This is a genomic window from Roseateles terrae, from assembly GCF_014192155.1.
In the GTDB taxonomy this organism is placed as follows: domain Bacteria; phylum Pseudomonadota; class Gammaproteobacteria; order Burkholderiales; family Burkholderiaceae_C; genus Roseateles; species Roseateles terrae.
The window spans coordinates 443,364-468,383 of record NZ_JACHXO010000004.1 but is presented as its reverse complement, the minus strand read 5'-3'; the positions used below and the strand labels follow the sequence as shown (position 1 = coordinate 468,383).

Below are 25,020 nucleotides of genomic sequence, written 5' to 3'. Positions count from 1 at the left end.
CATGCCACTGCCGCCACCCTCACGCCGGCGGCAGCTCCCGGCTCCACTGCTGCAACTGCGCCAGCGTCGCCGTCGCGCCGCCGCAGACGATGACCAGCGCATTCTTGAAAGGCGCCAGCCGCTCCGGATGGTCGTAAACCACCGCCAGCGCCGCGCCGCAGGCGGGCTCGACCAGCACGCGGTGATCGTCCAGGAAGCGCAGGCAGGCCTGCACCGCCTGCGTGTCGGACACCACCGCGCTGCGGATGTCATGCGTCTGAGTCAGCGCCACCGCATGGTCCGCCACCCGCTTCGCGCCCAGGGAGGTGGCAATGCTGTGGATCGCCGGAAGGCTCACCGGCTCGCCGGCCTCCATCGCCGCCTTCAACGAAGCCGCGCCGGTCGTCTCCGCGGCCAGCACCGGAATGTCCGCCAGACCGTGCCGCACCAGCCCTGCCATGACACCCGACAGCAGTCCACCGCCGCCGACCGCCACCACCACCACGTCAGGCCGCAGACCGGTGGCGACCACCTCGTCGATCATGCTGGCATGGCCGTCCCACAGCAGCGGATCGTCGAACGGGTGAACGAACGCCGCATCCGGCGTCATCAGGCTCATGGCCAGCTCATTGGCCTCCTGCCAGCTGCGGCCGTGCACTCGCACTTCGGCCCCGAACAAGGCGAGCAGGGACTTCGCACGCTCGGTCGTCGTTTCGGGCACGACCACCAGCACGGGCAGCCCGAGCCGTTGCCCGGCATACGCCACCGCCAGCCCCGCATTGCCGCCGCTGGAACTGATGAAGCGCCGCGCACCGCCCCGGGCGTAGGTCTCGCAGGCGTGGCCCACGCCGCGGATCTTGAAGGAGCCGGGCACCTGCATCGACTCCATCTTCAGGTGGATGCGGGTGGCACTTGCCCCCTTCAGGCCCAGGGACTCGATCAGCGGGGTGGCAGCATGGAGAGGCACGGCGGTGACATCGGAGGTGGAGGGAAGACCCAGTGTGCCACGGGACCCCGAGTGCGCCTCCCCAGCGTCAGGGCCCGGGTGTATCCGCAAGTCTGCGAGAGCCGTGCGACGCGACCCCCGAAAGGGAGAGGCCCGCCTCCGCAGGTCGCGCCGGCGCAACGCTCCGCGATCGCCCCACGCACGACGGGTTTGTCCGTCTGCCGCGACAATCACGCCCATGCGCGCCCTCATCGAACTGCTGATCCAGCACGACTTCCTGCTCATCTTCCTGGTGACGCTGGCGGCGCGGATCGGGGCGCCCTTGCCCGCCGCGCCGTTGCTGGTGGTGGCCGGCGGTCTCGCGGCCGCCGGGCGCCTGTCCGGGCCGAGCCTGGTCGTGGCGGCCGTGCTGGCGAATGTGCTGGGGGACGCGCTCTGGTTCGTGGCCGGCCGGGTGCATGGCCATCGGGTGCTGCGCCTGCTGTGCCGGGTGTCGCTGTCCCCGGACGTGTGCGTGCGCCAGAGCGAAAGCCTGATCGCCCGCTGGGGGGGAAGCTCGCTGCTGGCCGCCAAATTCCTGCCCGGCATCTCCGTCGTTGCCGCCCCGATGGCCGGCGCGCTGGGCATGGGCTGGCGTCGCTTCATCGCTTATGACGCGGTGGCCGGCCTGGTGTGGACCCTGTGTTTCCTCGGCCTGGGCCTGGTCTTCAGCGATCAGATCCAGGACGTGCTCGACGTGCTGGCCAACGCCGGCAAATGGGCGCTGATCACGCTGGGCCTGCTGCTGGCGGTGGTGGTGGCCTGGCGCTGGTGGCGCCGTCACACCATGGCACGCCAGCAAGGCGAGGTGGAACGCATCAGCGTTGAAGACGCCGCGGCGCTGCTGGATCAGGACATGACCCCCGTGTTCATCGACGTGCGCAGCGACACCGGCCGTGCCGCCGATCCCCGCAGCCTGCCGCAGGCGCTGCATATCCCACTGGCAAAGCTGCCGTCTCAGGCCGATCAGCTGCCCAAGGACCGCCTGCTGGTGCTCTATTGCAACTGCCCCAACGAGATTTCCGCGGTCACGGGGGCCCGCCAGTTGCTGGAGCGGGGCCATGCCCGGGTCCTGGCGCTGGAAGGGGGCCTGGATGCGTGGGAGGTGATCGAGCGTCGCCGCGCTGCTGCGGCACCGCCGGCCACCGAATCCCTCGCCTGACCCTCCACGGCTTCTCCACTGCCGCGCCGCCCCGACGTCCCTCGTTTCAAGGAGGCCATGCACGCCCAGGCTGGCCCGCCCCTTGCATACTGGGGGTCATGCAGTGCATGCCCACCATCCTGGATCTGGAAGCCTCCGGCTTCGGCCGCGGTAGCTACCCGATCGAGATCGGCTTCGTGGAAGGGCGCGGCCTGCCGTTCTGCTCACTGATCCAGCCGGCCCCCGACTGGGCGCATTGGGATGGGGAGGCCGAAGCACTGCACGGCATCTCCCGCGATGTGCTGCTGCGCCATGGTCGCCCGCGGGACTGGGTGGCGCAGGAGATGAATCGCCGCCTCGCCGGCCAGACGGTCTACAGCGACAGCTGGGCCTACGACTACAGCTGGCTGGCCAAGCTGTACGACAGCGTCGACCTGCAACCCGCCTTCAAGCTGGAAGATCTGCGGCGGCTGCTCAGTGAGGACGAAGCCAGCCGCTTCGGCGCGCTCAAGCAGCAGATCCGCACCGAGGTGCAACTGCGCCGCCATCGCGCCAGCGCGGACGCGAAATTGCTGCAAATGACGCTGATGCGGGTCAAGCAGCCGGCTTGACACCCACCGCGCACACGCTCCCGCAGGCCTGACCGCGACCGGCCCGCTTCGCCCGATAGAGCTGCTCGTCGGCCTGTGCGACCAGTGCGTTCATCTCCGCCTGCTGCGCCCACTGCACGCAGAATCCCACGCTGGTGCCGATGTGCAGCTCCAGAGCACCGATGCGGAACGGCAGGCTGAGCGCATGGACCAGTTTGTCCGCCACCACCTGAGCGTCTTCCACCTTGGCGACGTAATGCAGGTAGACGGCAAATTCGTCCCCACCCAAACGGGCCACCAGATCCTGCGGCCGCAAGGCGCGGCGCAGACGGCCCGCCACCGCCTTGAGCAGCGCGTCACCCACCGGATGACCGTATTGGTCGTTCACCGGCTTGAACCGGTCCAGGTCGAGGTAGAGCAGGGCCACCAGCTCACCGCGGTCACGGGCGCGTTGCAGCGCGGTCTCCACCTGACTGGAGAAACCGACCCGATTGAGCAGCTCCGTCAATGCATCGGTGTTGGAGGCCTTGAGCAGCCGCATCTGCTCTTCCTTCGTGTCCGTGATGTCGCGGCCCACGCCATAGGCCCCGATGGGCTGGCCGTTGTCGCCCATCAACGGCGCATAACTCACCTCAAAGTAACGCGGCGGCGCACGGTTGTCGGTGTCGTCGCCCCGCCATTCGTCGACGCTGGACTCCCCCCGCAGCGCCCGCTCCATCGCGGGACGCGCCAGCGCATAAAGCCGCTCGCCCAGCAACTGTGCCGCCGTCTTCCCTTCCCAGGCGCGCGGCGCCAGGCCCAGGTTCTGCTCCATCGTGCGGTTGCAGAAGATCACCCGCTGTTCGGTGTCCACCGCCAGCACTTCCACCGTGCTGCTGTGGGCCAGCGCGCTCATCACCGCCTGGCTGCGCTCGCGTTCCCGCTCCACCGCCAGCTCATCGGTGATGTCCCGCAGCATCCACGAGAAATTGCGGACGGTGTGGTGCTCGTCGCGATGCAGGATGAGGGTGCAGTCCACCGGCAGTTCCCCGCCCGAGCGCATGCGCACCGCCCAGCGGCCATGCCAGTGGCCCTCGTTCAACACAGCAGGCAGGATCTCCGTCCGGAAACGCTGCACCCCGCCGTCCACGAAGAACTGGTGCTGATGCAGATCCGGCGGCGGCGTGTCCAGGTCCATGCCCAGCCGGCGCCGCACGGCGGGGTTCAGGTAGACGATCCGGCCATCCGCCGAGGTCTGCACGATGTAGTCGGGCGAGCTGTCGATGATGGCGCTGAGCATCCGGGCCGCTTCCTGCTGCCGCACCGGCTCGGTCACATCCAGCACCGTGCCGACATACGCCACGATGCGTCCCTGCAGCCGCATCGGCCGGGTGCGTACCGCCAGCACCACTTCGGTGCCGTCCGAGCGGCGGATCTTTCTCAGGCGGTCCATGGATTCGCCGGCGGCCACGCGGGTGAGCCATTCCTGCCGCGCACGGTCCCGCTCCGCCTCCGGCAGCCGGTCCAGCCAGCCCCAGGCCAGGCCCGAGGCGTCAATCTCCATCAGCTGCAGATAGGTTTCGTTGGCATAGACGGTGCGGCCATCGAGGGCCGCGCGGAACAGGCCCATCGGGGAGGCGTCCGCCGTGGCCTGGCGCTCGGCTTCGGCCATCCGGGCGCGCCGCTGCACGCGGGTGAACCAGAGCATGAGACCGATGGCTGTCAGGCTCACCAGCAGTGAGAAAGCCAGCACCGCCCGACGCTGCGCCAGATAGCCGCCGAGCACCCGGTCTTCTTCCAGCGAGACAAACACCCGCAGCGGAAAACTCCGCAGCGTCTGATAGGCAACGACCCGCTCCTTGCCGTCCAGCGACGCATCGCCGATCTCGAAATGCCCGGCGGGCGGCGCGCTGGCCGGCATCTGGCGGTCGGGGCGGTCCTGGCTGACGTTGCGGCCCAGCAGGTCCGGAAGCTCCGGCATGCGGGCCAGCGCCATGCCGTCCTGGCGCTGCAGGAAGACGGCCTGGCCTGGCCGCTGGAGGCGGGCACGGTAGAGCTTGAGCAGGGTATCCAGGTCGATCAGCGCAACGGCCACCTGGAAGTTGCCACGATCTCCGCTCAGGCGCGTCGAGACCGGCAGCACCATCCGGCCGCCCGGGCGCAGGCTCAGCGGCGGTCCGACGATGGCCGACTGCGTGCGGGCATCCTTTAATTCGTCCAGGAAGCTGCCAGGGCCCAGCTCCACCAGCGGCGTGTCGCCTGTGGGGATGCGCCAGAGCCGGCCATCGGTGTGGGCCAGCATGAAGTCGGTGACGCCGCGCGACCCCTCGCGCAGTGTGTCGGCCAGCAGGCTGACGGTGGCGTCGCGGCCTTCTTCCTTGGTGCGCCGCGTGAGCAGCAGCAGGTCCATGGCGCGCAGGTTGCCTTCGGCCTCACGCAGCAGTGCGTCGGTCTCACCCGCCGCGTTGTCGGCCGTGTTCTGCAGTTCCGCCTGCACCTCCTGGATGAGTGAGCGCGGATAGAGGAGGGAGAACCAGCCGACCAGACTCCACAGCACCACCAGCACCAGCCCGAGGGACAGGAACGGCCCCAGGACCAGCAGACGCTGGGCCAGAGGGGCGGTCTCAGGGGACCGGGGAAGCGCGGGAGTGGACATGCGGCGATTCTCCGCGCCCGCACGGTCCCGTCATAGCCCGTTCACCGGGGTGGGACGTTCACTTTTTCTCGGTCGGCCCCGCAAGGCTCTCCGAAGCAGCCAGCGTCGCCAGGCAGCGCAGGCAGAGGCACTGCCCCGGAAAGTCCCGGGCCAGTTGCGCCTGCATCTCCGCGGTCAGCCGCAGGTCGAAGCAGGCGCAGTGGCCATCCTGAACGCCACAATGGAAACCGCCGCCGCAGCGCGGGCAGGCGCTGTTGTCCAGCGCCAGATCCGCAGGGGCTTCAGCCAAAGGTCTTGCCCCGCTGCTCCCGCAGCACGTTCTTCTGCACCTTGCCCATCGCATTGCGCGGCAGTTCGGGCTCGATGAAGATGTGCTTGGGCACCTTGAAGTTGGCGATGCGGTCCTTCAGCGCGGCGATCAGCACTTCGCCCTCCAGCTGCGCGCCGGGCCGGGGCACCACCACCGCGATGACGCCTTCACCGAAGTCGGGATGCGGCACGCCGATGACCGCGGATTCCAGAACCCCCGGCAGTTCGTTGAGCCAGCCTTCCACCTCGGCCGGATAGACGTTGTAGCCGCCGGAGATGATCAGGTCCTTGCTCCGGCCGACGATGGTCACATAGCCCTGGGCATCCGCCCGGCCCACATCTCCCGTCTTGAACCAGCCGTCTTCGGTGAATTCCTCGCGGGTTTTTTCCGGCATGCGCCAGTAGCCGCCAAAGACGTTGGGCCCTTTCACCTGGATGTGGCCGATGGCCTCCGCTTCACAAGCCTTGCCCGCATCGTCCAGGATGCGCAGACCCACGCCCGGCAACGGACGCCCCACGGTGCCGCCCTTGCGGTCGCCATCGGCCGGGCGGTAGGGATTGGAGGTGAGCATCACGGTTTCGCTCATGCCGTAACGCTCCAGGATGGTGTGGCCGGTGCGTTGCTGCCAGGCCTGGAAGGTGTCGATGAGCAGCGGTGCCGAGCCGCTGATGAAGAGCCGCATGCGGCTGCAGGCGTCCTTCGTCAGGCCGGGCTGCTCCAGCAGACGGACATACAGCGTGGGCACCCCCATGAACATGGTGGCTTCGCGCAGGCGGGCCACCACCGCGGCCGGATCAAACCGGTTGAACCACAGCATGCGCGCACCTGCCAGCAGCGCCCCGTGGGACGCAACGAAGAGGCCGTGCACGTGGAAGATCGGCAGGGCGTGGATCAGCACATCGTCCGCGCTCCAGCCCCACTGCTCATGCAGCACCTTCGCATTGGAGAGCAGGTTGGCATGACTGAGCATCGCGCCCTTGCTGCGCCCGGTGGTGCCGCTGGTGTAGAGGATGGCGGCCAGGTCATCAGGCTGGCGCGGCACCGTCTCGAACACGTCGCTCATCTGCAACGCTCGATCCAGCAAGGTGCCGGTGCGGTCGTCATTGAGACTGAAGACCCAGGGCACGCCGGACTGGAAGGCCAGCTTGCTCACCCAGCCGAAGTTCTTGCCCGCACAGACCACCACCGCCGGCTCGGCGTTGCCGATGAAATATTCCAGCTCCGCAGCCTGATAGGCATTGTTGAGCGGCAGGTAGACATGCCCGGCGCGCAGCACCGCCAGGTAGAGCATGAGCGCTTCCACGCTCTTGTCCACCTGCACGGCGATGCGGCTGGCTGGCGGCAGGTCCAGCGAGGCCAGCAGGTTGGCCATCATGGCGGTGGCCCGGTCCAGGTCTCGCCAGGTGTAGCGCTGGCCGGCATCCGGGCCGTCGGCGCATTCGATGGCCCAGCGGTTGAGGTCGGCCGGGAAGGATGCGCGCAGGGCCTCGAACAGGTTGGCGCTGCGAAGGGAGGCGGAAGAAGTGCTCATGACCTGCATTGTCCTCAGTCCAGCTTCGCTCCGCTGGTCTTGACCACCTCGGCCCAGCGGACGATTTCTCCATGAACGAACTTGCCGAAGGCGTCCCCGTACATGTTGGGTGTCTCCGTGCCCAGGCCGTTCCAGGTGGCGCGCAATTCCTCAGTGGCAAAGGCCTTCTTCAGCTCTGCCTGCATCGCGGCAATCACTTCCTTGGGCGTGCCCTTGGGTGCCCAGAGGCCATACCAGGTGGCGACCTGGTAATTGGGAATGCCGGCCTCAACGGCGGACGGGATCTCCGGGAAACCCGGTGCCCGCTTGGCCGCGCCCACGGCCAGGGCCTTGATGCGGCCGCTCTTGATGTGGGTGGCGGAGGAGGCGAGGCCGTCGAACATCAGGTCCACCTGGCCCGCGATCAGGTCTTGCAGCGCAGGACCCGCACCGCGGTAAGGGATGTGGGTGATGAAGGTCTTGGTCTGGATCTTGAAGAGCTCGCCCGCGAGGTGGTGCGAGGTGCCATTGCCCGCAGAGCCGTAGTTCAGCTTGCCGGGATTCTTGCGCAGCAGGTCGAGCAGCCCGGCGACATCCTTCACCGGGACCTTGGACGGATTCACCACGATGACCTGCGGCACGCTGGACAGCAGCGCCACCGGCACGAAGTCTTCCTCCAGCCGGTAGTCCAGCTTGGGATACATCGCCGGCGCAATCGCATGGTGCACCGCGCCCATGAAGAAGTTGTAGCCATCCGGCGCGGCCCTGGCAGCCATGGTCGCGCCGACCGTGCCGCCTGCGCCGCCCTTGTTGTCGATGATGAACTGCCGGCCCGTCTGCTTGGTCAGCATGGCGCAGAGCGGACGCGCAAAGGTGTCGGTGCCGCCACCGGCGGGGAAGGGCACCACCCAGGTGACCGGCTTGTGGGGCCAGCCGGCTTCGGCCCGGGCGAGGCCGGGAAAGCCCGCCGACCCGGCCAGCAGGCCCAGGGAGGTGCCGGCGGCCTGACGCAGGACCTGACGGCGTGAACGGGCTTGATCTTCAGTCATGACATATCTCCGTTGTTGTCATAGGGCGCGGAGTTCGCGCAAAGAGGCAGAGGGAAAAGGATCAGGAAGCGGGATGGAACCGGATGGGGGCCTGGGGAGGAGGCGGAACAATGCGGATGAAGCGAATGAAGCGAATGAAGCGAATGAAGCAGTCGGGCAGGGCGGGTCGTGCGCGAGCGGTCAGAGGCAGGCGTTGACCGCCCGCGAACTGGCGATCTCACCCCGGGTGAAGTCCTCGTGATGGGACTCGATGCGGTCCAGGTCGTAGAGGTAGTTGACCATCAGACCATGGGACTGTTTCATCCCTTTGACCGATCGGTCCCCCGCCGTATTGAGACGCTCCAGTCGGGCACCGTTGTCCAGATGGAAGCGGGCCACCGGATCGCCGCCATGGAGCGGCGTCTGTCCGATGAGATAGGCCGCGGCCAGAGCCTTGAGGTCGGTTTGCAATGCAGCATTCGTCAGCGCGGACGGGCTGGCCAGCTCGGCACTGCTGTGCTGCCGCACCCGGGCCAGCGCTTCGGTGGCGCGCTCGATCTGCGGCTTCTTGAGTCCGGGCAGCGAAGCCAGGTCCGGCCCTGCATGCAGCCAGGCCGCAAATCCGGGAATGGGCGAGAGGGTGCAGAAGCGCTTGATCTTCGGCAGTTCCCGCTGAAGATGTTCGGCCACATGCTTGATGAGGAAATTACCCAGCGACACGCCGCGCAGTCCCGGCTCGCAATTGCTGATGGAATAGAACACGGCGGTGCGGTAGCTGCTGGGCGGCATCGGATCGGCGCGTTTTTCGATCAGCGGTGCAATGGCCTCCGGCATGTCCGGCAGCAGGGCCACTTCCACAAAGATCAGCGGTTCCTGCGGCAGTTGCGGATGGAAGAAGGCAAACAGCCGCCGGTCGGGCAACAGCCGGCGGCGCAGGTCGTCCCAGCCATCAATGGCATGTACCGCCTCGTGGTGGATGATCTGCTCTAGCAGATGCGCCGGTGAATGCCAGTCCACCTGCCGCATCTCCAAAAAGCCCGGATTGAACCAGGACGACAGCAGATGCTGCAGGTCCGCATCCACCATGCGCCAGTCCGGGTGGGTCTTGAGCCCATCGAGCAGCCGCCGGCGCATGCGCACCAGCTGCCCGGTGCCGCCCGGCGCGCGGTTGAGCCGGCGAAACAGCTCCTGGCGGGGCGGTTCACTGACCCGCGTCAGGGTCAGCAGGGCTTCGGCATCGGGGCGCACGGCGTAGTCCTGGGCGGCGGACAGAACGGCGGCGGGGTCGGGATTGAAATCCGCCGCGAGGCGGTCGAAGACCGCGGGCCACGCATCATCCGGCAGGTCCCGCATGCGAGTCATCAGCGTGCGGGCCTGGACCAGGCTGTTGGCCTGCCCTCGTTCGGACAGCAACTGTCGCGCCGCCACCAGCCATTGACGCGTCGCGCGAGAGGAAGTCCACGATCCAACCATGGCGCGGTTTATAGAGCGATTTGGGACGTCTGTGGCTGCTCCCTAACCCGAAGGCCGGCAATCGCCCACACTGCTACATTGGTCGCACAAGCTGCCCGCACGAGGCAGTGGGTCCTGAGCCCACCAGGAGACACCATGAACGAGAAGCCCAGGGATCCGGACGTGATGGATCGCCTCGCCTGTCTGCAGGCGGAACTCGACGAAACCCGGCGTCAACTGGCGCTGGCGCAGCGACTGCAGCGCCGGCCGGAGCATCGCATCATCGACTTCGTCGGCACCAGCCCGCTGGCCCAGGAGGTCAAGCGGCAGGCCCGGCGTGTGGCCCAGGCGGAGGCCCCGGTGTTGCTGATCGGAGAACCCGGCACCGGCAAGTCGCTGCTGGCGCACGCCATTCATGCCGCCTCCCGCCGGGCCGCGCAGCCCATGGTGACGGTGAAGGTGTCTGCCGTGCCGGCCGCATTGCTGGATCAGGAACTGTTCGGTCCGGTGCCGACGGTGTCCCGTCGAGGCGAGGAACCTCATCCCGGGCGGCTGCGTCTGGCCGACGGCGGCACGCTGTTTCTGGATGACATCGGCGACCTGCCGCTGCCGCTGCAGGCCAAGCTGCTGCATGTGCTGCGCTCCCATGAAATGCCCGAGTCCTCCGGCTGGTCCGCTCAGTCGGTGAACGTGCGGCTCATTGCCTCCACCCGGCGGGACCTGGCAGCGATGGTGCAGCGCGGGTTGTTCCGGGCCGACCTGTATTACGGGCTGCATGTGCTGCCGCTGCGGGTACCTCCACTGCGGGACCGGATCGAGGACATCGAAGCGCTGGTGGAAGTGGTGATGGAGGACCTGGCGCGGCGCGGCGGGTTGCCGCCGAAGTCACTGGGCGCCTCCGCACTGGCGGCTCTGCAGCGGCGTCGCTGGCCCGGCAATGTGCGGGAGTTGCGGGACCTGCTGGAGCAGGCGTTCCTGGCGGGCAGCAGCCCGGTGCTGACGGCGGCGGATCTGGTGCCGCTGCTGGAGGCCTCGCCGTGGCAGGCCGATATCGACGCAGCAGGTGGCGCGCAGGCGCGGGGGATCTCGACCCAGGCGGTGGATGCTGCCGGTGCGGACCAAGCGCGCAACGCGGGTAACGCGGGCAACGCGAACGACGGCTACAGCGTCAACCGCTTTGGCAACAGCATCCCTGCCGCGAGTCAGAACGCCACCGGCCTGACGCCGGCCGGGCTCTCATCCACCGCTGGTATGGGGCTCCTGCGCGGTCCGTCGTTCCATGCGCCGACCGACCACCTTCCAATGGGCCTTGTTGATCTGCGGCCTTCACGCGGCGTGTCGGGCGATGCGTGGACCGCCTCGGGATCGGCATTGCCATCACCGTCATCCTCCCCGCTCGGGGCGGACCACCCCGACGACTCGGAGGCCCCCACCACGCTGTCCGCCCGCAAGGCGCAGCTCGAACGCGAAGCCATCGCCAATGCGCTGCGTCGCACCAAAGGCAATCGCGTCGCTGCGGCCCGACTGCTGGCGATCTCGCGGGCGACGCTCTATGAAAAGCTGGCTCGCTGGCCCGACCTGGGTCGGCGGGCCGAGTGACGATCAGTCGTTGAGCTGGGGGAGGTCCAGCCAACGCGCCAGGCGGCGCCGCAGGGTCAGGAAGTCCAGCGGCTTGGTCAGGTGCTCATCCATGCCGGCCTTGAGGCTGTCCGCCACGTCGCTGTCCAGCGCGTGCGCCGTCAGGGCCAGGATGGGGAAACGCGGCAGTCGGCCCTGGGCCTGCTGCTCGCGCAAGCGGCGGGCGCATTCCAGGCCGTCCATGCCCGGCATCTGGATGTCCATCAGCACGAGACTCGGCGCTTCGCGCTCACACAGATCCAGCGCTTCCTGACCATTGCGGGCCAGCTGGGTCTTCAGACCCATCAGCGCCAGGAACTCCAGCGCCACCACCTGGTTGATCGGGTTGTCTTCCACCAGCAACACGAAGCTCTCCCCAGGCTCGGGGCGCTGGCCGGAGGTGCTGGCGTCCGTGCTCGGGCCGGAGGCCGGGCTGGCGGAAGCGGAGGCGTCAGACGCCATCAAGACCAGTGAGGTCTCGGGAAAAAGATGGCCGTCTTGTCTATCCATGTGTTGTCGCCCCCGTCGTAGTGACTTGGGGTAATCCCTGGTATGTGCCGCCAAAGTTGCCATGACGGGCAGGTCTCATTGTTGCCTCAGCCGTGCAAGAGTAGCAAGTACAGCGCAGTCCACCCTTGCCGGGCCTTGACAACCGTAACGAGACCATGCGTCACCCGCCACCGGCTTTCAATTGATGACCAAATCATGCGTGAACCCCACAGGCCTGCGCTACGGGACCTCCCCGGGAACTGTGGCGGGCTCCCGCCATATCCCCCCAAAGGGCGGGTGGGGGTCATCGTGATGTGGGAAGTTCGGGCGATCCGCGACGTGATGCACCGACTTGATCAAGGCCAATTCCGCTACTGTCAGTTCCTGTCAGTACCCCTCCCTAGAATGTTTGGCCTCTACCCCAATTGAGGCTCACCACAGCATGTCCGACGCCGATATCCGCATTCGCGGTGCCCGCCAGCACAACCTGAAGAACCTCGACCTGGACCTCCGGACGGGGGAACTGACGGTCGTGACCGGGCCCAGCGGGTCGGGCAAGTCCAGCCTGGTCTTCGACACGCTGTATGCCGAAGGCCAGCGCCGGTATGTGGAGACCTTCTCCGCCTACGCCCGGCAGTTCCTGGACCGGATGGACCGTCCGGCGGTGGACAAGGTGGAGGGCGTGCCGCCCGCCATCGCCATCGACCAGACCAATCCGGTGCGTACCAGCCGTTCGACCGTCGGCACGATGACGGAGCTGAACGACCATCTGAAGCTGCTGTTTGCGCGTGGCGCCGAGCTCTTCGACCGCGACACCGCCCTGCCGGTGCGCCACGACACGCCGCAGACGATCTACGCCGATCTGCTGGCCCGCACCCGCGATGACGACCCGCGTCTGGTGCTGACTTTCCCGGTTGAACTGCCCGAGACGGTCAGCCCGGAGGAAGTGCAGCAATGGCTGTCCGCGTCCGGTTTCACCCGGGTGCAGGCCGAGCGGGTCAAGGACGGCCGCAAGGTGCTGGATGTGGTCGCGGACCGCTTCCGGGTGCAGGGCGTTGAACAGGCCCGTGCACTGGAAGCCATCGAGCTGGGCCTGAAGCGCGGCAGCGGTCGCCTGTCGGTCTATGTGCTGCCCGCTGAAGAAGGCGCTGAGCCGGTGCTGTGGCGTTATTCCACCGGTCTGCATTGCCCGGAGAGCGACATCCGTTATGCGGACCCGCAACCGGCGCTGTTTTCCTTCAATTCGGCCATGGGGGCCTGCGACAGCTGCCGCGGCTTCGGCCGTGTGATTGGCGTCGACCTGGGCCTGGTGATTCCGGACGAGCGCAAGACCCTGCGCGGCGGCGCCATCAAGCCGATGCAGACGCCGGCCTGGAAGGAGTGCCAGGACGACCTCATCAAATACGCCGGTGAGGCGGGCATCCCGCGCGATACCGCCTGGAACCAGATGACCCAGGCCCAGCGAGACTGGGTGATCGAAGGCAGCCCCAACTGGAACGGCAACTGGAACAAGCAGTGGTATGGCGTGCGCCGGTTCTTCGACTACCTGGAGAGCAAGGCCTACAAGATGCACATCCGGGTGCTGCTGAGCAAATACCGCAGCTACACCGAATGCCCCACCTGCCGCGGCGCGCGGCTCAAGACGGAAGCCCTGCTGTGGCGCATTGGCTCCAAGCCGCTGGCCGACGCGGCCCTGACGCCGGACACCGAAGGCGCCACGCAGTATCAGCGCTTCCTGCCGGAAGGCGTGCGCTGGACCCGCGAGCAACTGGAGCAGCTGCCCGGTCTGTCGGTGCACGACATGATGATGCTGCCGATCCACCGCTTGCGGCAGTTCATGGATGAGCTCCAGCTGCCCGGCTCGATGCTGGACGATGCGCTCAAGCTGCTGATGGACGAAATCCGCAACCGGCTGAAATACCTGGTGGACGTGGGCATCGGCTACCTGACGCTGGACCGTCAGAGCCGCACCCTCTCCGGCGGCGAAGTGCAGCGGATCAATCTGACCACGGCGCTGGGCACCTCGCTGGTGAACACGCTGTTTGTGCTGGACGAGCCCAGCATCGGCCTGCACCCGCGGGACATGAACCGCATCGTGGAAGCGATGGGTCGTCTGCGCGATGCCGGCAACACGCTGGTGGTGGTGGAGCACGACCCGGCGGTGATGCTGGCCGCCGACCGTCTGATCGACATGGGCCCCGGTCCGGGTCAACAGGGCGGCCAGATCGTCTTTGACGGCACGCCGGAGCAGATCCGCGCTGCCGATACGCTCACTGGCGCTTATCTCGGTGCCCGCAAGCATGTGGGCATGGGCCTGAAGCGGGCGGTGGATGAGCACACGCCGCGCCTGATCCTGGAAGGCGCACGCGAACACAACCTGCGGAATGTGGACGTCGAGTTCCCGCTGCAGCGCATGGTGGCGGTGACGGGTGTCTCCGGCTCCGGCAAGAGCACGCTGATGCAGGACGTGCTGTATCCGGCGCTGGCGCGCTGGTTCGGTCAGGCGACGGAAACCCCCGGTGCGCATGACCGCCTGCTGGGCGCCGACTGGCTGGCGGATGCGGTTTTTGTGGACCAGTCGCCCATCGGCAAGACGGCGCGGTCCAACCCGGCCAGTTATGTCGGTGTGTTCGACGAGATCCGCAAGCGCTTCGCGGAAGCGCCGCTGTCCAAGGAGCGCAGCTACGGCGCGGGCATGTTCAGCTTCAACGCCGGCGACGGCCGCTGCCCCACCTGCGGCGGCTCAGGCTTCGAGCATGTGGAGATGCAGTTCCTGTCGGACGTCTATCTGCGCTGCCCGGATTGCGATGGCAAGCGCTTCCGCGCCGAAATCCTGGAAGTGAAGCTGGAGCGGGCCGGACGTCAGCTGAGTGTGTCCGATGTACTGGACCTGACGGTGGCCGAGGCCTTGACCGTCTTCCGCGAGGACCGTGAAGTCGTCAACAAGCTGCAGCCGCTGTCGGATGTGGGCCTGGACTACCTGACCCTGGGTCAGCCGGTGCCCACGCTCTCCGGCGGTGAAGCGCAGCGCCTGAAGCTGGCCGGTTTCCTGGCCGAGGCGGCATCGCGTCCGCGTCAGGCGACGGCCACCAAGGGCACGCTGTTCCTCTTCGACGAGCCGACCACCGGTCTGCACTTCGACGACATAGCCAAGCTGATGCGGGCGATGCGCAAGCTGCTGCAGGCCGGGCACTCGCTGATCCTGATTGAACACAACCTGGACGTCATCCGCGCGTCCGACTGGGTCATCGACCTGGGCCCGGAGGGCGGCGAAGGGGGGGGCCATGTGGTGGCCGTCGGCACGCCGGAGCAGATCAAGGACCATCCGACCTCGCACACCGCCAAGGCCCTGCGCGACTATGCGCTGGACATGGACCGCGCGCCGGTGGCGGTGGCCGAAGAAGGCCGGCCGCTGCAGTCGCTGGTGCGTGAGCGGCGCAAGGCGGATGAGGTCATCCGCATCGTCAATGCGCGCGAGCACAACCTGAAGTCGGTGGACGTGAGCATCCCGCGCGGTCGCTTCAACGTGATTACCGGCGTCTCCGGTTCCGGCAAGAGCACGCTCGCCTTCGACATCCTCTTCAATGAAGGACAGCGGCGTTATCTCGAATCGCTCAATGCCTACGCGCGCTCGATCGTGCAGCCCGCCGGGCGCCCGGAAGTCGATGCGGTGTGGGGCATCCCGCCCACGGTGGCCATCGAGCAGCGGCTGTCTCGCGGCGGTCGCAAGAGCACGGTGGCGACGACGACCGAGGTCTGGCACTTCCTGCGCCTGCTGTATGTGAAGCTGGGGGTGCAACACTGCGCCATCGACGGCACGCCGGTGCGTCCGCAAAGTGTCGAGGCCATTGCTGCGCAGCTGATGCGGGATTACAAGGGTCGCCATGTGGGTCTTCTGGCACCGCTGGTGGTCAACCGCAAGGGCGTCTACACCGACATGGCGAAATGGGCCAAGGGCCGTGGGCATACGCATCTGCGGGTGGACGGGGAGTTCCTGTCCACCAGCCCGTGGCCCCGCCTGGACCGCTTCAAGGAACACACCATCGAACTGCCGGTCGGCGACCTGGTCGTGAGTCCGGATTCCGAAGCCGAGCTGCGCGAGCTGCTGGCCAAGGCGCTGGATCAGGGCAAGGGCGTGGTGCATCTGCTGGCGCCTCTGGATGGCTTGCAGGACGCCATCCGGAATGCCCGGCCGACGACCGGCATCGGCGAGCTGCGGGTGTTCAGCACCAAACGGGCCTGCCCGACTTGCGGCACGAGCTATCCGGAACTGGATCCGCGCCTGTTCAGCTACAACTCCAAGCACGGCTGGTGCACCACCTGCGTGGGGACCGGCCTGGCGCTGACGCGTGAACAGCGCAAGGCCCTGGACGACAGCCAGCAGGACAAGGACAACCGCGGCCGGGAGCAGAGCTTCCCCGCGGAAGAGGCGGAAGTGGACGGCCTGAGCGATCAGCCCTGCCCGGACTGCTGCGGATCGCGCCTGAATCCGGTGGCCCGTGCGGTGACCTTTGAGGACGAGACCATCGCCACCGTCGCCGGCTGGAGCGTGACAGAAGCCCGTCAGTGGGTGGCCGGGCTTGCGCTGACCGGTCGTGATGCGGAAATTGCGCGCGACGTGGTCTCCGAAATCCGCGGCCGCCTGGAGTTCCTGGAAGAAGTGGGTCTGGGTTACCTGACCCTGGACCGCGCTGCCCCGACGCTGTCGGGCGGTGAGGCCCAGCGCATCCGTCTGGCGGCGCAGCTCGGCAGCAACCTGCAGGGCGTCTGTTACGTGCTGGACGAGCCGACCATCGGCCTGCATCCCCGCGACAACCAGATCCTGCTGAAGGCGCTGTCCACTCTGGGCGACAAGGGCAACACCCTGGTGGTGGTGGAGCACGATGAAGACACCATCCGCCGTGCCGACCACATCATCGACATCGGCCCGGGCGCCGGCAAACGCGGCGGCCGGGTGATTGCCGAAGGCACCGCCGAGGAGCTGGCACGGCATCCCGATTCACTGACCGGCCGATTCCTGTCGCACCCGCTGGTGCATCCGATCCAGCCGCGTCGCGAGGTGGACCTGTCGCAATCGGAGCAGCCGCGCCTGAAGGTGCTGGATGCGTCGTTGCACAACCTGCGCGGGGTGACGGTGGACGTGCCGCTGCATCGGCTGGTGGCCATCACCGGCGTGTCCGGCTCCGGCAAGAGCACGCTGGCGCGGGATGTGCTGCTGGCCAACATGGCGGTGGCCGTGCCGCTGCGCAAGGCGCCGGCCCGCTGGCAGGGCTGCGCCGGCATCGAGGGGCACCAGCTGGTGGACCGGGTGCTGGAAGTTGACCAGACGCCGATTGGCAAGACGCCGCGCAGCTGCCCGGCGACCTATGTCGGTTTCTGGGACGCGATCCGACGCCTCTTCGCTGAAACCCTTGAAGCGAAGGCGCGCGGCTACGGCCCGGGCCGGTTCAGCTTCAACACCGGTGAAGGCCGCTGCCCCGCGTGCGAGGGCCAGGGCATGCGCACCATCGCCATGAGCTTCCTGCCGGATGTGAAGGTGCTTTGCGACCAGTGCCACGGCCAGCGCTTCAATCCGGAAACGCTGGCGGTGAGCTGGCGCGGCAAGAGCATCGGCGAAGTGCTGCAGATGGAAGTGGACGAGGCGGTGGAGTTCTTCGCGGCCATGACCAACATTTCGCATCCGCTCAAGCTGCTGCAGGACGTGGGCCTGGGTTACCTGACCCTGGGCCAGCCGAGCCCGACCCTCTCCGGCGGTGAGGCCCAGCGAATCAAGCTGGTGTCGGAGCTGGTGAAGGTGCGGGACGATGTGACGCGCCGGGGCCAGAAGCCGCCGCACACGCTTTATGTGCTGGACGAGCCGACGGTGGGTCTGCATATGGCGGACGTGGAGAAGCTCATTCGTGTGCTGCACCGTCTGGTCAATGGCGGGCACAGCGTGATGGTCATCGAACACGACCTTGATGTGATCGCCGAGGCCGACTGGGTGCTGGATCTGGGTCCCGAAGGCGGCTCGGCGGGGGGTCAGGTGGTGGCGGAAGGCCAGCCCGAAACGCTGGTGGCGCAAGGCACGCATACCGGCCGGGCGTTGGCACCGGTGCTGGCGCGTCAGTAAACGTCTGCAGGAACGGGCGTCGCCGGACGGCGGCGCCCGGCCTGGACCTTGGGGCGGGGCAGTTGGTGCGCGGGAGGAAACCGCGGGCGGGCCTTCCGGCGCTTCAGTGCGGCTTGCGGCGCTGGCGACGTTCGAATTCGTCGCTGTGATAGACGTTGCCATCCCACTTCGCAGCGCGCTGCTTGGCGCGGGCGATGGCATCTCGCGCGGCATCATGGGCCGCACGGCGACGCTCCCGGGAACTGAAGCGAAGCCCCAGCCCCGCGAAGCGCTGCGAGAACTTTCCGGAGGACGGGCCGAAGAGCTGACGGGCCCGGGCTCGCCAGGCCAGTTGATGCCGGCGGGGCAGCACCATGTCGATGGCCAGCATCACGCAGATCACAAGACCCAGGGCAGCGATGACTTTGGTGAACATGGTGGGCTGCATCGAAGCACGCCGGCACGGCGCGCGGATGCACCCACTATACGCGACGGGGCGTTTTCAGGGTCAGTGATGATGATGGTGACCACCGCCGTGGCGGTCGTCCCCGTCACGGTCCCAGCCGCGGCGGTCATCACGGCGGTCCCCGTCCCGGCGATCCCAGTCGCGACGGTCCCAGTCCCGACGCTCCCACTCCCGGCGACCTTCCCAGCGGGGCGGGCCCACCACATAGCCGGGTCGATAGCCGGGTCGATAGTCCGGCCGGTAGGCGGGACCGTAATACGCCGGCGCATAGGTGCGCGCATACCAGTCTTCCCGCACGAAGTACACCGGACGGCCGCAGGCGCCATAGAAGCCGCAGTGGCGGGACCAGTGACGATAGTGGTCTGGCGGCACCCGCAGATACACCGGCGGCGGCGGGGCGTACACCCGCTGCACCACCACCGGCTCGCTGTAGATCACCGACGGAGGCGGATAACCGCCGCCCAGCTGGATCTGCCCGTAAAAGCCGGGTTGGCCGACGCTGATGGAGACCCCCACGTCGCCCGCGTGGGCGGCGGGCGCGGTCAGGGCGGCCAGGGCCAGGGTTGATGCGATCAGCAGGGATTTCATGATCGGTTCCTTTTGCGAACAGTTCCCCAGGGAAATCAGGGAAAGTCTGGGTGTCTAACGCGCGGTCACCGTCCGCGGTGCACGGCCTTGCGGTAAGCAGGTGTAGCCATCGTTTCTAGAATCTCCGCTCCCCTGACAACTGGGGCATGGAGAGCGACTTTGAAGCATTGGATCCTGAGCACCGTGGCGCTGGCGACCCTGGCGTCCGGACTGGCCCTGGGGGACGGTGCGGCCCACGCGGCCGCATCCGCACCGGCGGCGCCGACAACCGCCCTGGCGGCCACCCCCTCGTCCCTGACGCTGGAACAGCTGTTCCGCGCCGAGTCCTACCGCGGCGAGGCCGCCAAGGACGCCCGGTTCAGTGCCGACGGGCGGTATCTCGCCTACCTGTGGAATCCGTTCGGTGAGCCGGGCAGCGACCTGTATGTGCATGACACGCAGACCGGCAAGACGGTGCGGGTCAGCTCGCCCACGCTGATGGCCATGGTGGAGACGCCGGAAAACCTGGACCGCTTCGCCCGCAAGCTGCAGCAAAAGCGTGATGAGCAGGCCGAGCGCCAGGCGAAGGAAGAGGCGCAGGCCGCCTACCTGCGCGGCGAGAAGGTGGACCTCGACCAGTGGGAACGCAAGGCCCTCGAGGCGCTGCGCACCGAGCTGATCCAGCGCAAGGCCCGCGACGATGCGCGCAAGGCGTCCGAAAAGGCGCTGTGGGGCGATACGGCGGCGTCCGGTGTGGTTGCTGCGTCGGCCGCGGCTTCTGCAGCTTCCGGGGCCGCTTCCGGGGCCGCCTCCAGCGCTGCCTCGGCTACCGCCGACGCCCGCAAGCCTGCCAAGGACCCGAAGGACATGGCCCTGTGGGAACTGCGGGACGAGCTGAAGAAGCAGCGGGAGCGCGACAAGCTCAAGCCGGAAGACCTCTACCCCGGCGTCACGCAATTCGTGTGGGCCAGCAAGGGCGACGAGCTGACCTTCAGCTACCGCGGCCAGCTGCTGCGCTGGAAGGTGGGCAGTGATCGCGCGCAGCCGCTGCTGTCCATCGGCCGCACGCTCAAGCCCGTGGCCTACACGCCGGATGACCGTGCCGTGATCGCCCAGGACGAAACCCGCGTGCTGCGGGTGCAACTGGCAAGCAGCGGCGTGGAGGTCATCAACCGGGAGCTGTTCAATCCCGATGACGAAGATCGCAAGTTCAAGATTGCCCAGACGACGCTGAGTGAAAACGGCCGCTGGATGGCGCTGATGGCGGAAGCACCGCTGACCACGCCGGATGGCAAGCCTGCGCCCAAGCCGGGTCGGCAGGTCGAGATCATGAGCTACAGCGAGCGCTTCGCGACCGCCAAGAAGGTGGACCGCGAAGTCTCCGACGACAAGCGCGGCCTGCCCGCCGTGGCGCTGTTCATCCGTCCGGTGCCCGCCGCGGGCGAGACGCCTGCGCGTCAGCCGGAGCCGGTGTTCAGCCATCCGGGCGGCGATGTCTGGTTCGAGATGTCCCCGGTGGTGTGGGCGCGTGACGGCAGCCACTACGCCTTCGCCACCTTCGAGCGTGAAAAGGGCCTCTACCGCGTCTACCTCGGCCAGCCCGATGGCAAGCCGTCGGTGGTGGTCGAACGACGCGCGCCCATCCACCATGAACTGGTGAATGTCATGACGCCCCAATTCACGCCGGACAACCGCGACCTGGTGGTGATGCTGGCCGACAAGGGTTGGCGCCAGCCCTACGCGATGCGCCTGCAAGGCGCTGACCGCAGCGTGCGTCCGCTGGTGCAGGGCGAGTTCGAGGCCTATCAGGTGCTGGGATTCACGCCGGATGCACAGACGATGTTTGTCGTCGCCAACAAGGATGATTACGCCGCGATGAACCTGTGGCGCGTGGACCTGAAGGACGGCCGCATGACCGCTCTGGGCCGCGCCCCGGAGTTCCACCGCAATGCGACCGTCTCCCGCAACGGCCAGTGGCTGGCCGCGACCGCCGGCGACTGGGCGCATCTGCCGGAGCTCAAGCTCATCAAGGGGCAGGCCAGCCCCCGAGGGGCCGAGCCTGGCCGGGTGCTGACCAGCAGCCATGATCCCGCCTGGGCCCAGGTCAACCTGATGCAGCCGGAGCGCTTCAGCTATGCGAACCGCCACGGCGACCCGATTCAGGCCTATGTGTTCAAGCCCAAGGGCTGGCAGGCGAGCGATCGCCGTCCCGGCATCGTCTACGTCTATGGCGGCCCGCTGAACGACCGCCATCTGGTGGAGACCGACAGCTTCCAGAACACCGGCTACCTGTTTGCGATGTACATGGCGGCCAAGCATGGCTTCGTCACCGTGACGGTGGACCCGCGTGGCCATTCCAACTATGGCGAGCGTTTCGCGGATGCGAACTGGCAGCAGCCGGGCCAACCGCAGGCGGAAGACCTGGAAGACCTGGTGGCCTACATGAAGGCGAACTTCGGCGTCGATGGGCAGCGCCTGGGCCTGAACGGGTGGAGCTTCGGCGGCTTCCAGACGCAGTACACGCTCTACACCAAGCCGGATCTGTTCGCGGCCGGCATCGCCGGCGCCGGTCCGACGGAATGGGAAAACTACAACTCCTGGTACAGCGGCCGCACCATCGGTCCGGTGGACCGGACGAAGCCGGTGCTGCGCCAGTATTCGCTGCTGCCGCTGGCGCGGCAGTTGAAGAAGCCGCTGCTGCTGGTGCACGGCATGCAGGATCCCAACGTGCTTTATCAGGACACGGTGAATGTCTATCGCGCGCTGCTGGAGTCGGGCAAGGAAGGGCTGGTCGAGCTGTTCCTGGATCCGGACGGCGTGCATGCGCTGGGCGGCGCGGTGAAGCCGGTGGGCCAGCATCGGAAGTACGAAGCCTTCTGGCTGCAGCACCTGGGGACCGCCACCCGCTGATCCGCCTGCTGATCGGGGGGATGCCTCCCCTATTCCCGTGAGTGCCTACCGCATTCACGGCACAAGGCCCACAGCCTCCCGCCAGTCAAAATGAATGGTGTGCGAGGCGTGGGCCTTGGTTTTGATCTTCTTCAAGGAACGGTGTCGGCAGTCCGTGAATCATGGGTCATCCCCTTGGATGAACAGACCGGAGCCGCCTCATGACACACGCTACCTTCATTCCCTTCCCCGCCGGCACGGCGTCAGCCCTGCTGGACCAGCGCCCCCTGGCCGACCTGACCCCGACGGAGTTCGAAAGCTTTCTCTACCGCTCGCGCATGTGCCCCACCCGTAGCCGCTTCATGCCCGGCAATGCGGAATGGCTGGTGCCGCGGCGGGACGTCACCGTGCGCGTCGCGCTGGAGACCGTGCGTGAACGGATGCAGCAGGCGGTCGCCTGCGCGGAGCTGATCGCCCGGCTGGAGCGGGACTATCTGGATGAAGACACCCAGTCGGACGACGACGAAGCCCTGGTGGTGGCCGCCGCCGTGCGGGACAACCTGCGCGAGGCGCTCGGCATGCTGGGCGTCGTGGAAACCGGGCTGCAGCGCCTGTCCCGGGAGGGCCGCTACGAGCGCCCGCCGGAGTCCGGCAGCGCTCCGGACGTCGTGGAGGAGGCGCGCGGCCGCTACGAGGTTCTGGCGCTGGCCGCCTGACGGCGGCCCGCCTGCCCGATCAGTCCGCCGCCTGTCGCAGCGTCCACATCGTCAAGACGCCCTCCGGCACTTCCCGGCTCAGGGCGTCGCGCCAATGCAGGTCGGTCAGCTTTTCAGCGTCTTCCGGAGACAGCTGCTCTTCATCGCCCCCCAGCAGGGCGATGGGGGCCAGCGCGGCGGCGGTCTTGGTGTGATCAAACAGCGGGCCCCAGGCCTCGCTGTCCTGATCCACCCCGATCATGAAACCGGTGCACCAGTCCTCGGCGTCCACCAGCTGCTGCTCGCCGTCCTCGGCGACGCTGAAGATCGGCTCCCACTCGTCCTGCTTGGAGGTCCATTGCACCGACAGGCTGTGCACATGGCGCAGCAGCAGCAGGGCGATCCGCTTGCGCTGCTTGCCGCTGGAGAACGGGTCGCCCCCGCCCCACACCGGCGCCATCCAGTCGGCGCCGGCCTTGTCGCTCAGCGACACCGGACTGAGCAGCAGGGCGCTCAGATAGCCGTCGATCGCTTCGATGTTCATCGCCGCATCGGTGGGCAGCTCGGAGAGCCAGTCGTCCAGGTCCTGGAGCTCGTCATCGGTCAGAGGCAGGTAGTCCGCCTTGTCGGGTTGGTACTGCGGCAGTTCCATGGTGATTCGGGTCTTTCAGGAATCGTGAAAGCAATCGTGAAGCCCGGCGGAGGTCGCCGGGCCGCGGGAGGGATCCCTCAGGGTCTTTGGACCCTGAGTGCATGCGAATGTCTGAGCGGTCGGCGCTCGGCGTTCAGCGCTGGCTGCGGGCCTTGCGGCCATCGAACTCGGCCAGCTGCGTCTTGAGCAGGGCCATCAGCACCCGCGCATTGGCTTCGCTCATGGTGACCAGGCTGGACGGTTCAATGCCTTCCACCGGCTGGCGGCCGGTGACCAGTGCGTCCACCTTGAAGCTGACCGTGCCGTGGCTGGAATTGGAGGCGGCCTTGAACTTCTGAATCTCGATCTGATGCGTCTTCATGCCGTGATTCTCCGCCAAGCCACTCGCAGTGGCCGGTTTTCAGCGTTTGCGCAACTTCTGCACCAGCGACACGCCCGCCAGCACCGCAGCGCCGACCACGATGCCCACCAGCACGTCCGCCACCAGTTGCAGAGAGGACAGCACCAGACCTTGCACGCCTAGACCGCCCAGCACCTGCTCGATGCCATGGTGCAGCGTGGCCGACCCGTGGGTCAGGATGCCGCCGCCGACCAGGAACATCGCAGCCGTTCCCAGCACCGACAAGGTTTTCATCAGCCAGGGCGCCAGCGCCAGCAGGCCGCGACCCAGGGTCTGCTTCCAGGCGGCGGCCTGGCGCTTGAGCCACAGGCCGGCGTCATCCAGCTTCACGATGCCGGCCACCAGGCCGTACACGCCCACCGTCATCAGCACCGCCACGACGGACAGCACCAGCAACCGGGACAGGAACACCTCATTGGCCACCGTGTTCAGGGTGATCGCGATGATTTCTGCGGACAGGATGAAGTCGGTCCGGATGGCGCCCTTGATCTTGTCCTTTTCCAGCGCGGCGATGTCGGTGCCGGGCTTTTTCAGCGCCTCTTCCAGCGCCTGTTCTTCGGCGTCCGGTTCAGCCCCGTGCAGCCACTTGTGGGCCAGCTTCTCCACGCCTTCAAAGCACAGGTAGGCGCCGCCCACCATCAGCAGCGGCGTCACCGCCCAGGGCGCCCAGGCGCTGATGGCCAGCGCAGCCGGCACCAGGATGGCCTTGTTGACCATCGAACCCTTGAACACCCCCCACACCACCGGCAGCTCCCGGTCCGCACTCACGCCCGTGACCTGCTGCGCATTCAGCGCCAGGTCGTCTCCCAGCACGCCGGTGGTCTTCTTGGCGGCCATTTTGGAGAGCAGGGCCACATCGTCGAGGACTGTGGTGATGTCGTCGATCAGGGCAAGAAGGCTGGTGGCCATGGTGTGAAGGGCGGCAGATTGCCGCTGATGAGGAAAAGTGGTCGAAGCTGCGTTTGTACCGCATGCGCCCATCGGTATTTTCGATATGGGCCCGCGGTGTGCAGGCGCTTGCACCTGGTGGCACACTGCCGCCATGAAACGACGCACCACCACTGTCCTGATGGCGGCCTGCCTGGCGCTCGCGGCGCTGCCGACGGCCCATGCAGCCGAAGCTTTGGGCGAAGGGCCCTACAACGAAGCGGCGGACGCCCGGGTCGATATCAACCAGGCGGTGGCCAAGGCCGGGGCCGAGCACAAGCAGGTGCTGGTGATCTACGGCGCCAACTGGTGCAAGGACTGCCTGGCATTGAACCGCGGCATGGGCCAGGGGTCGCTGTCGCATGAGGTGAACAAGCGCTTTGTCGTCGTGAAGGTCAATGTCGGTCGATTTGATCGCAACGTCGATGTCGCCAACCAGATGGGTGTGACCCTGAAGAAGGGCATCCCCACCGTGGCGGTGCTCAGTCCCGAGGGTCAGGTCTTGGGCGCCACCCTGGGCGGCGAACTCGCCGATGCGCGCAACATGGGCGAGGACGCCGTGCTGCAGGTGCTGGCCAAGCTTGGCAAGACCTGATC

The 25,020-nt window shown here is 67.3% G+C and carries 19 protein-coding genes; 7 read left to right on the top strand and 12 right to left on the bottom strand.

Annotated features, from left to right (window positions below; genetic code table 11):
• Positions 1-19: 19 nt before the first annotated feature.
• On the bottom strand, positions 20-946 hold the full coding sequence (locus FHS28_RS13980; RefSeq protein ID WP_088451408.1) for a pyridoxal-phosphate dependent enzyme: 927 nt from the start codon (positions 944-946) through the stop codon (positions 20-22).
• Between the two features lie 217 nt (positions 947-1,163).
• On the opposite strand from FHS28_RS13980, the gene FHS28_RS13975 reads away from it, so the two are divergent.
• Entirely contained in the window at positions 1,164-2,126 is a 963-nt protein-coding gene (locus FHS28_RS13975; protein WP_088451406.1) for a VTT domain-containing protein, read from the top strand.
• 107 nt (positions 2,127-2,233) lie between these two features.
• Positions 2,234-2,716 (top strand): 3'-5' exonuclease, encoded by a 483-nt coding sequence (locus FHS28_RS13970; RefSeq protein ID WP_246410060.1) that lies wholly within the window; start codon positions 2,234-2,236, stop codon positions 2,714-2,716.
• On the opposite strand, the gene FHS28_RS13965 is transcribed toward FHS28_RS13970, so the two are convergent.
• From FHS28_RS13965 to FHS28_RS13945, 5 genes are all read right to left on the bottom strand, one after another.
• Positions 2,700-5,330, bottom strand: coding sequence for a sensor domain-containing diguanylate cyclase (locus FHS28_RS13965; protein ID WP_088451402.1), 2,631 nt, complete (start codon positions 5,328-5,330; stop codon positions 2,700-2,702). The two genes, FHS28_RS13970 and FHS28_RS13965, sit on opposite strands and share 17 nt — an antisense overlap.
• Before the next feature lie 58 nt (positions 5,331-5,388).
• Positions 5,389-5,619: a cysteine-rich CWC family protein gene (locus tag FHS28_RS13960; protein WP_246410058.1), complete on the bottom strand. Its 231-nt coding sequence runs from the start codon at positions 5,617-5,619 to the stop codon at positions 5,389-5,391.
• A complete protein-coding gene (locus tag FHS28_RS13955) occupies positions 5,612-7,171 on the bottom strand; it encodes a malonate--CoA ligase (protein WP_088451565.1) in 1,560 nt (519 codons plus the stop codon). Before FHS28_RS13955 ends, FHS28_RS13960 begins: the two co-directional genes overlap by 8 nt.
• 14 nt (positions 7,172-7,185) lie before the next feature.
• Entirely contained in the window at positions 7,186-8,199 is a 1,014-nt protein-coding gene (locus FHS28_RS13950) for a Bug family tripartite tricarboxylate transporter substrate binding protein (protein WP_088451398.1), read from the bottom strand.
• Between the two features lie 180 nt (positions 8,200-8,379).
• Positions 8,380-9,651 (bottom strand): malonyl-CoA decarboxylase domain-containing protein, encoded by a 1,272-nt coding sequence (locus tag FHS28_RS13945; protein ID WP_088451396.1) that lies wholly within the window; start codon positions 9,649-9,651, stop codon positions 8,380-8,382.
• A gap of 135 nt (positions 9,652-9,786) precedes the next feature.
• On the opposite strand from FHS28_RS13945, the gene FHS28_RS23885 reads away from it, so the two are divergent.
• Positions 9,787-11,229 carry a sigma 54-interacting transcriptional regulator gene (locus tag FHS28_RS23885; RefSeq protein ID WP_088451394.1) on the top strand — a complete coding sequence of 481 codons (1,443 nt, stop codon included), beginning with the start codon at positions 9,787-9,789 and terminating at the stop codon, positions 11,227-11,229.
• Between the two features lie 3 nt (positions 11,230-11,232).
• On the opposite strand, the gene FHS28_RS13935 is transcribed toward FHS28_RS23885, so the two are convergent.
• Positions 11,233-11,757 carry a response regulator gene (locus tag FHS28_RS13935; RefSeq protein WP_184294834.1) on the bottom strand — a complete coding sequence of 175 codons (525 nt, stop codon included), beginning with the start codon at positions 11,755-11,757 and terminating at the stop codon, positions 11,233-11,235.
• Between the two features lie 421 nt (positions 11,758-12,178).
• Here FHS28_RS13935 and uvrA point away from each other — a divergent pair, with 421 nt between their 5' ends.
• A complete protein-coding gene (uvrA, locus tag FHS28_RS13930) occupies positions 12,179-17,848 on the top strand; it encodes an excinuclease ABC subunit UvrA (RefSeq protein ID WP_088451389.1) in 5,670 nt (1,889 codons plus the stop codon).
• A 103-nt stretch (positions 17,849-17,951) separates the two neighbouring features.
• On the opposite strand, the gene FHS28_RS13925 is transcribed toward uvrA, so the two are convergent.
• Together FHS28_RS13925 and FHS28_RS13920 are read right to left on the bottom strand one after the other, a co-directional pair.
• Positions 17,952-18,263: a hypothetical protein gene (locus FHS28_RS13925; protein ID WP_184294831.1), complete on the bottom strand. Its 312-nt coding sequence runs from the start codon at positions 18,261-18,263 to the stop codon at positions 17,952-17,954.
• Positions 18,264-18,335: 72 nt separating this feature from the next.
• A complete protein-coding gene (locus FHS28_RS13920; protein WP_088451385.1) occupies positions 18,336-18,881 on the bottom strand; it encodes a hypothetical protein in 546 nt (181 codons plus the stop codon).
• Positions 18,882-19,040: 159 nt separating this feature from the next.
• Between FHS28_RS13920 and FHS28_RS13915 the strand changes: the two genes are divergently transcribed.
• Together FHS28_RS13915 and FHS28_RS13910 are read left to right on the top strand one after the other, a co-directional pair.
• Positions 19,041-21,770, top strand: coding sequence for a S9 family peptidase (locus FHS28_RS13915; protein WP_088451383.1), 2,730 nt, complete (start codon positions 19,041-19,043; stop codon positions 21,768-21,770).
• Positions 21,771-21,970: 200 nt separating this feature from the next.
• Positions 21,971-22,465: a hypothetical protein gene (locus tag FHS28_RS13910; protein WP_088451381.1), complete on the top strand. Its 495-nt coding sequence runs from the start codon at positions 21,971-21,973 to the stop codon at positions 22,463-22,465.
• A gap of 19 nt (positions 22,466-22,484) precedes the next feature.
• On the opposite strand, the gene FHS28_RS13905 is transcribed toward FHS28_RS13910, so the two are convergent.
• The 3 genes from FHS28_RS13905 to FHS28_RS13895 all read right to left on the bottom strand — a co-directional run bounded on the left by FHS28_RS13905 (position 22,485) and on the right by FHS28_RS13895 (position 24,405).
• Positions 22,485-23,096: a UPF0149 family protein gene (locus FHS28_RS13905; RefSeq protein WP_088451379.1), complete on the bottom strand. Its 612-nt coding sequence runs from the start codon at positions 23,094-23,096 to the stop codon at positions 22,485-22,487.
• Positions 23,097-23,229: 133 nt separating this feature from the next.
• Complete coding sequence (locus FHS28_RS13900; RefSeq protein ID WP_184294827.1) at positions 23,230-23,457, bottom strand: hypothetical protein; 228 nt, start codon at positions 23,455-23,457, stop codon at positions 23,230-23,232.
• Between the two features lie 39 nt (positions 23,458-23,496).
• Positions 23,497-24,405 carry a DUF808 domain-containing protein gene (locus FHS28_RS13895; RefSeq protein ID WP_088451375.1) on the bottom strand — a complete coding sequence of 303 codons (909 nt, stop codon included), beginning with the start codon at positions 24,403-24,405 and terminating at the stop codon, positions 23,497-23,499.
• Positions 24,406-24,538: 133 nt separating this feature from the next.
• Between FHS28_RS13895 and FHS28_RS13890 the strand changes: the two genes are divergently transcribed.
• Positions 24,539-25,018 (top strand): thioredoxin family protein, encoded by a 480-nt coding sequence (locus FHS28_RS13890; RefSeq protein WP_246410057.1) that lies wholly within the window; start codon positions 24,539-24,541, stop codon positions 25,016-25,018.
• The last annotated feature ends 2 nt before the right edge of the window (positions 25,019-25,020 follow it).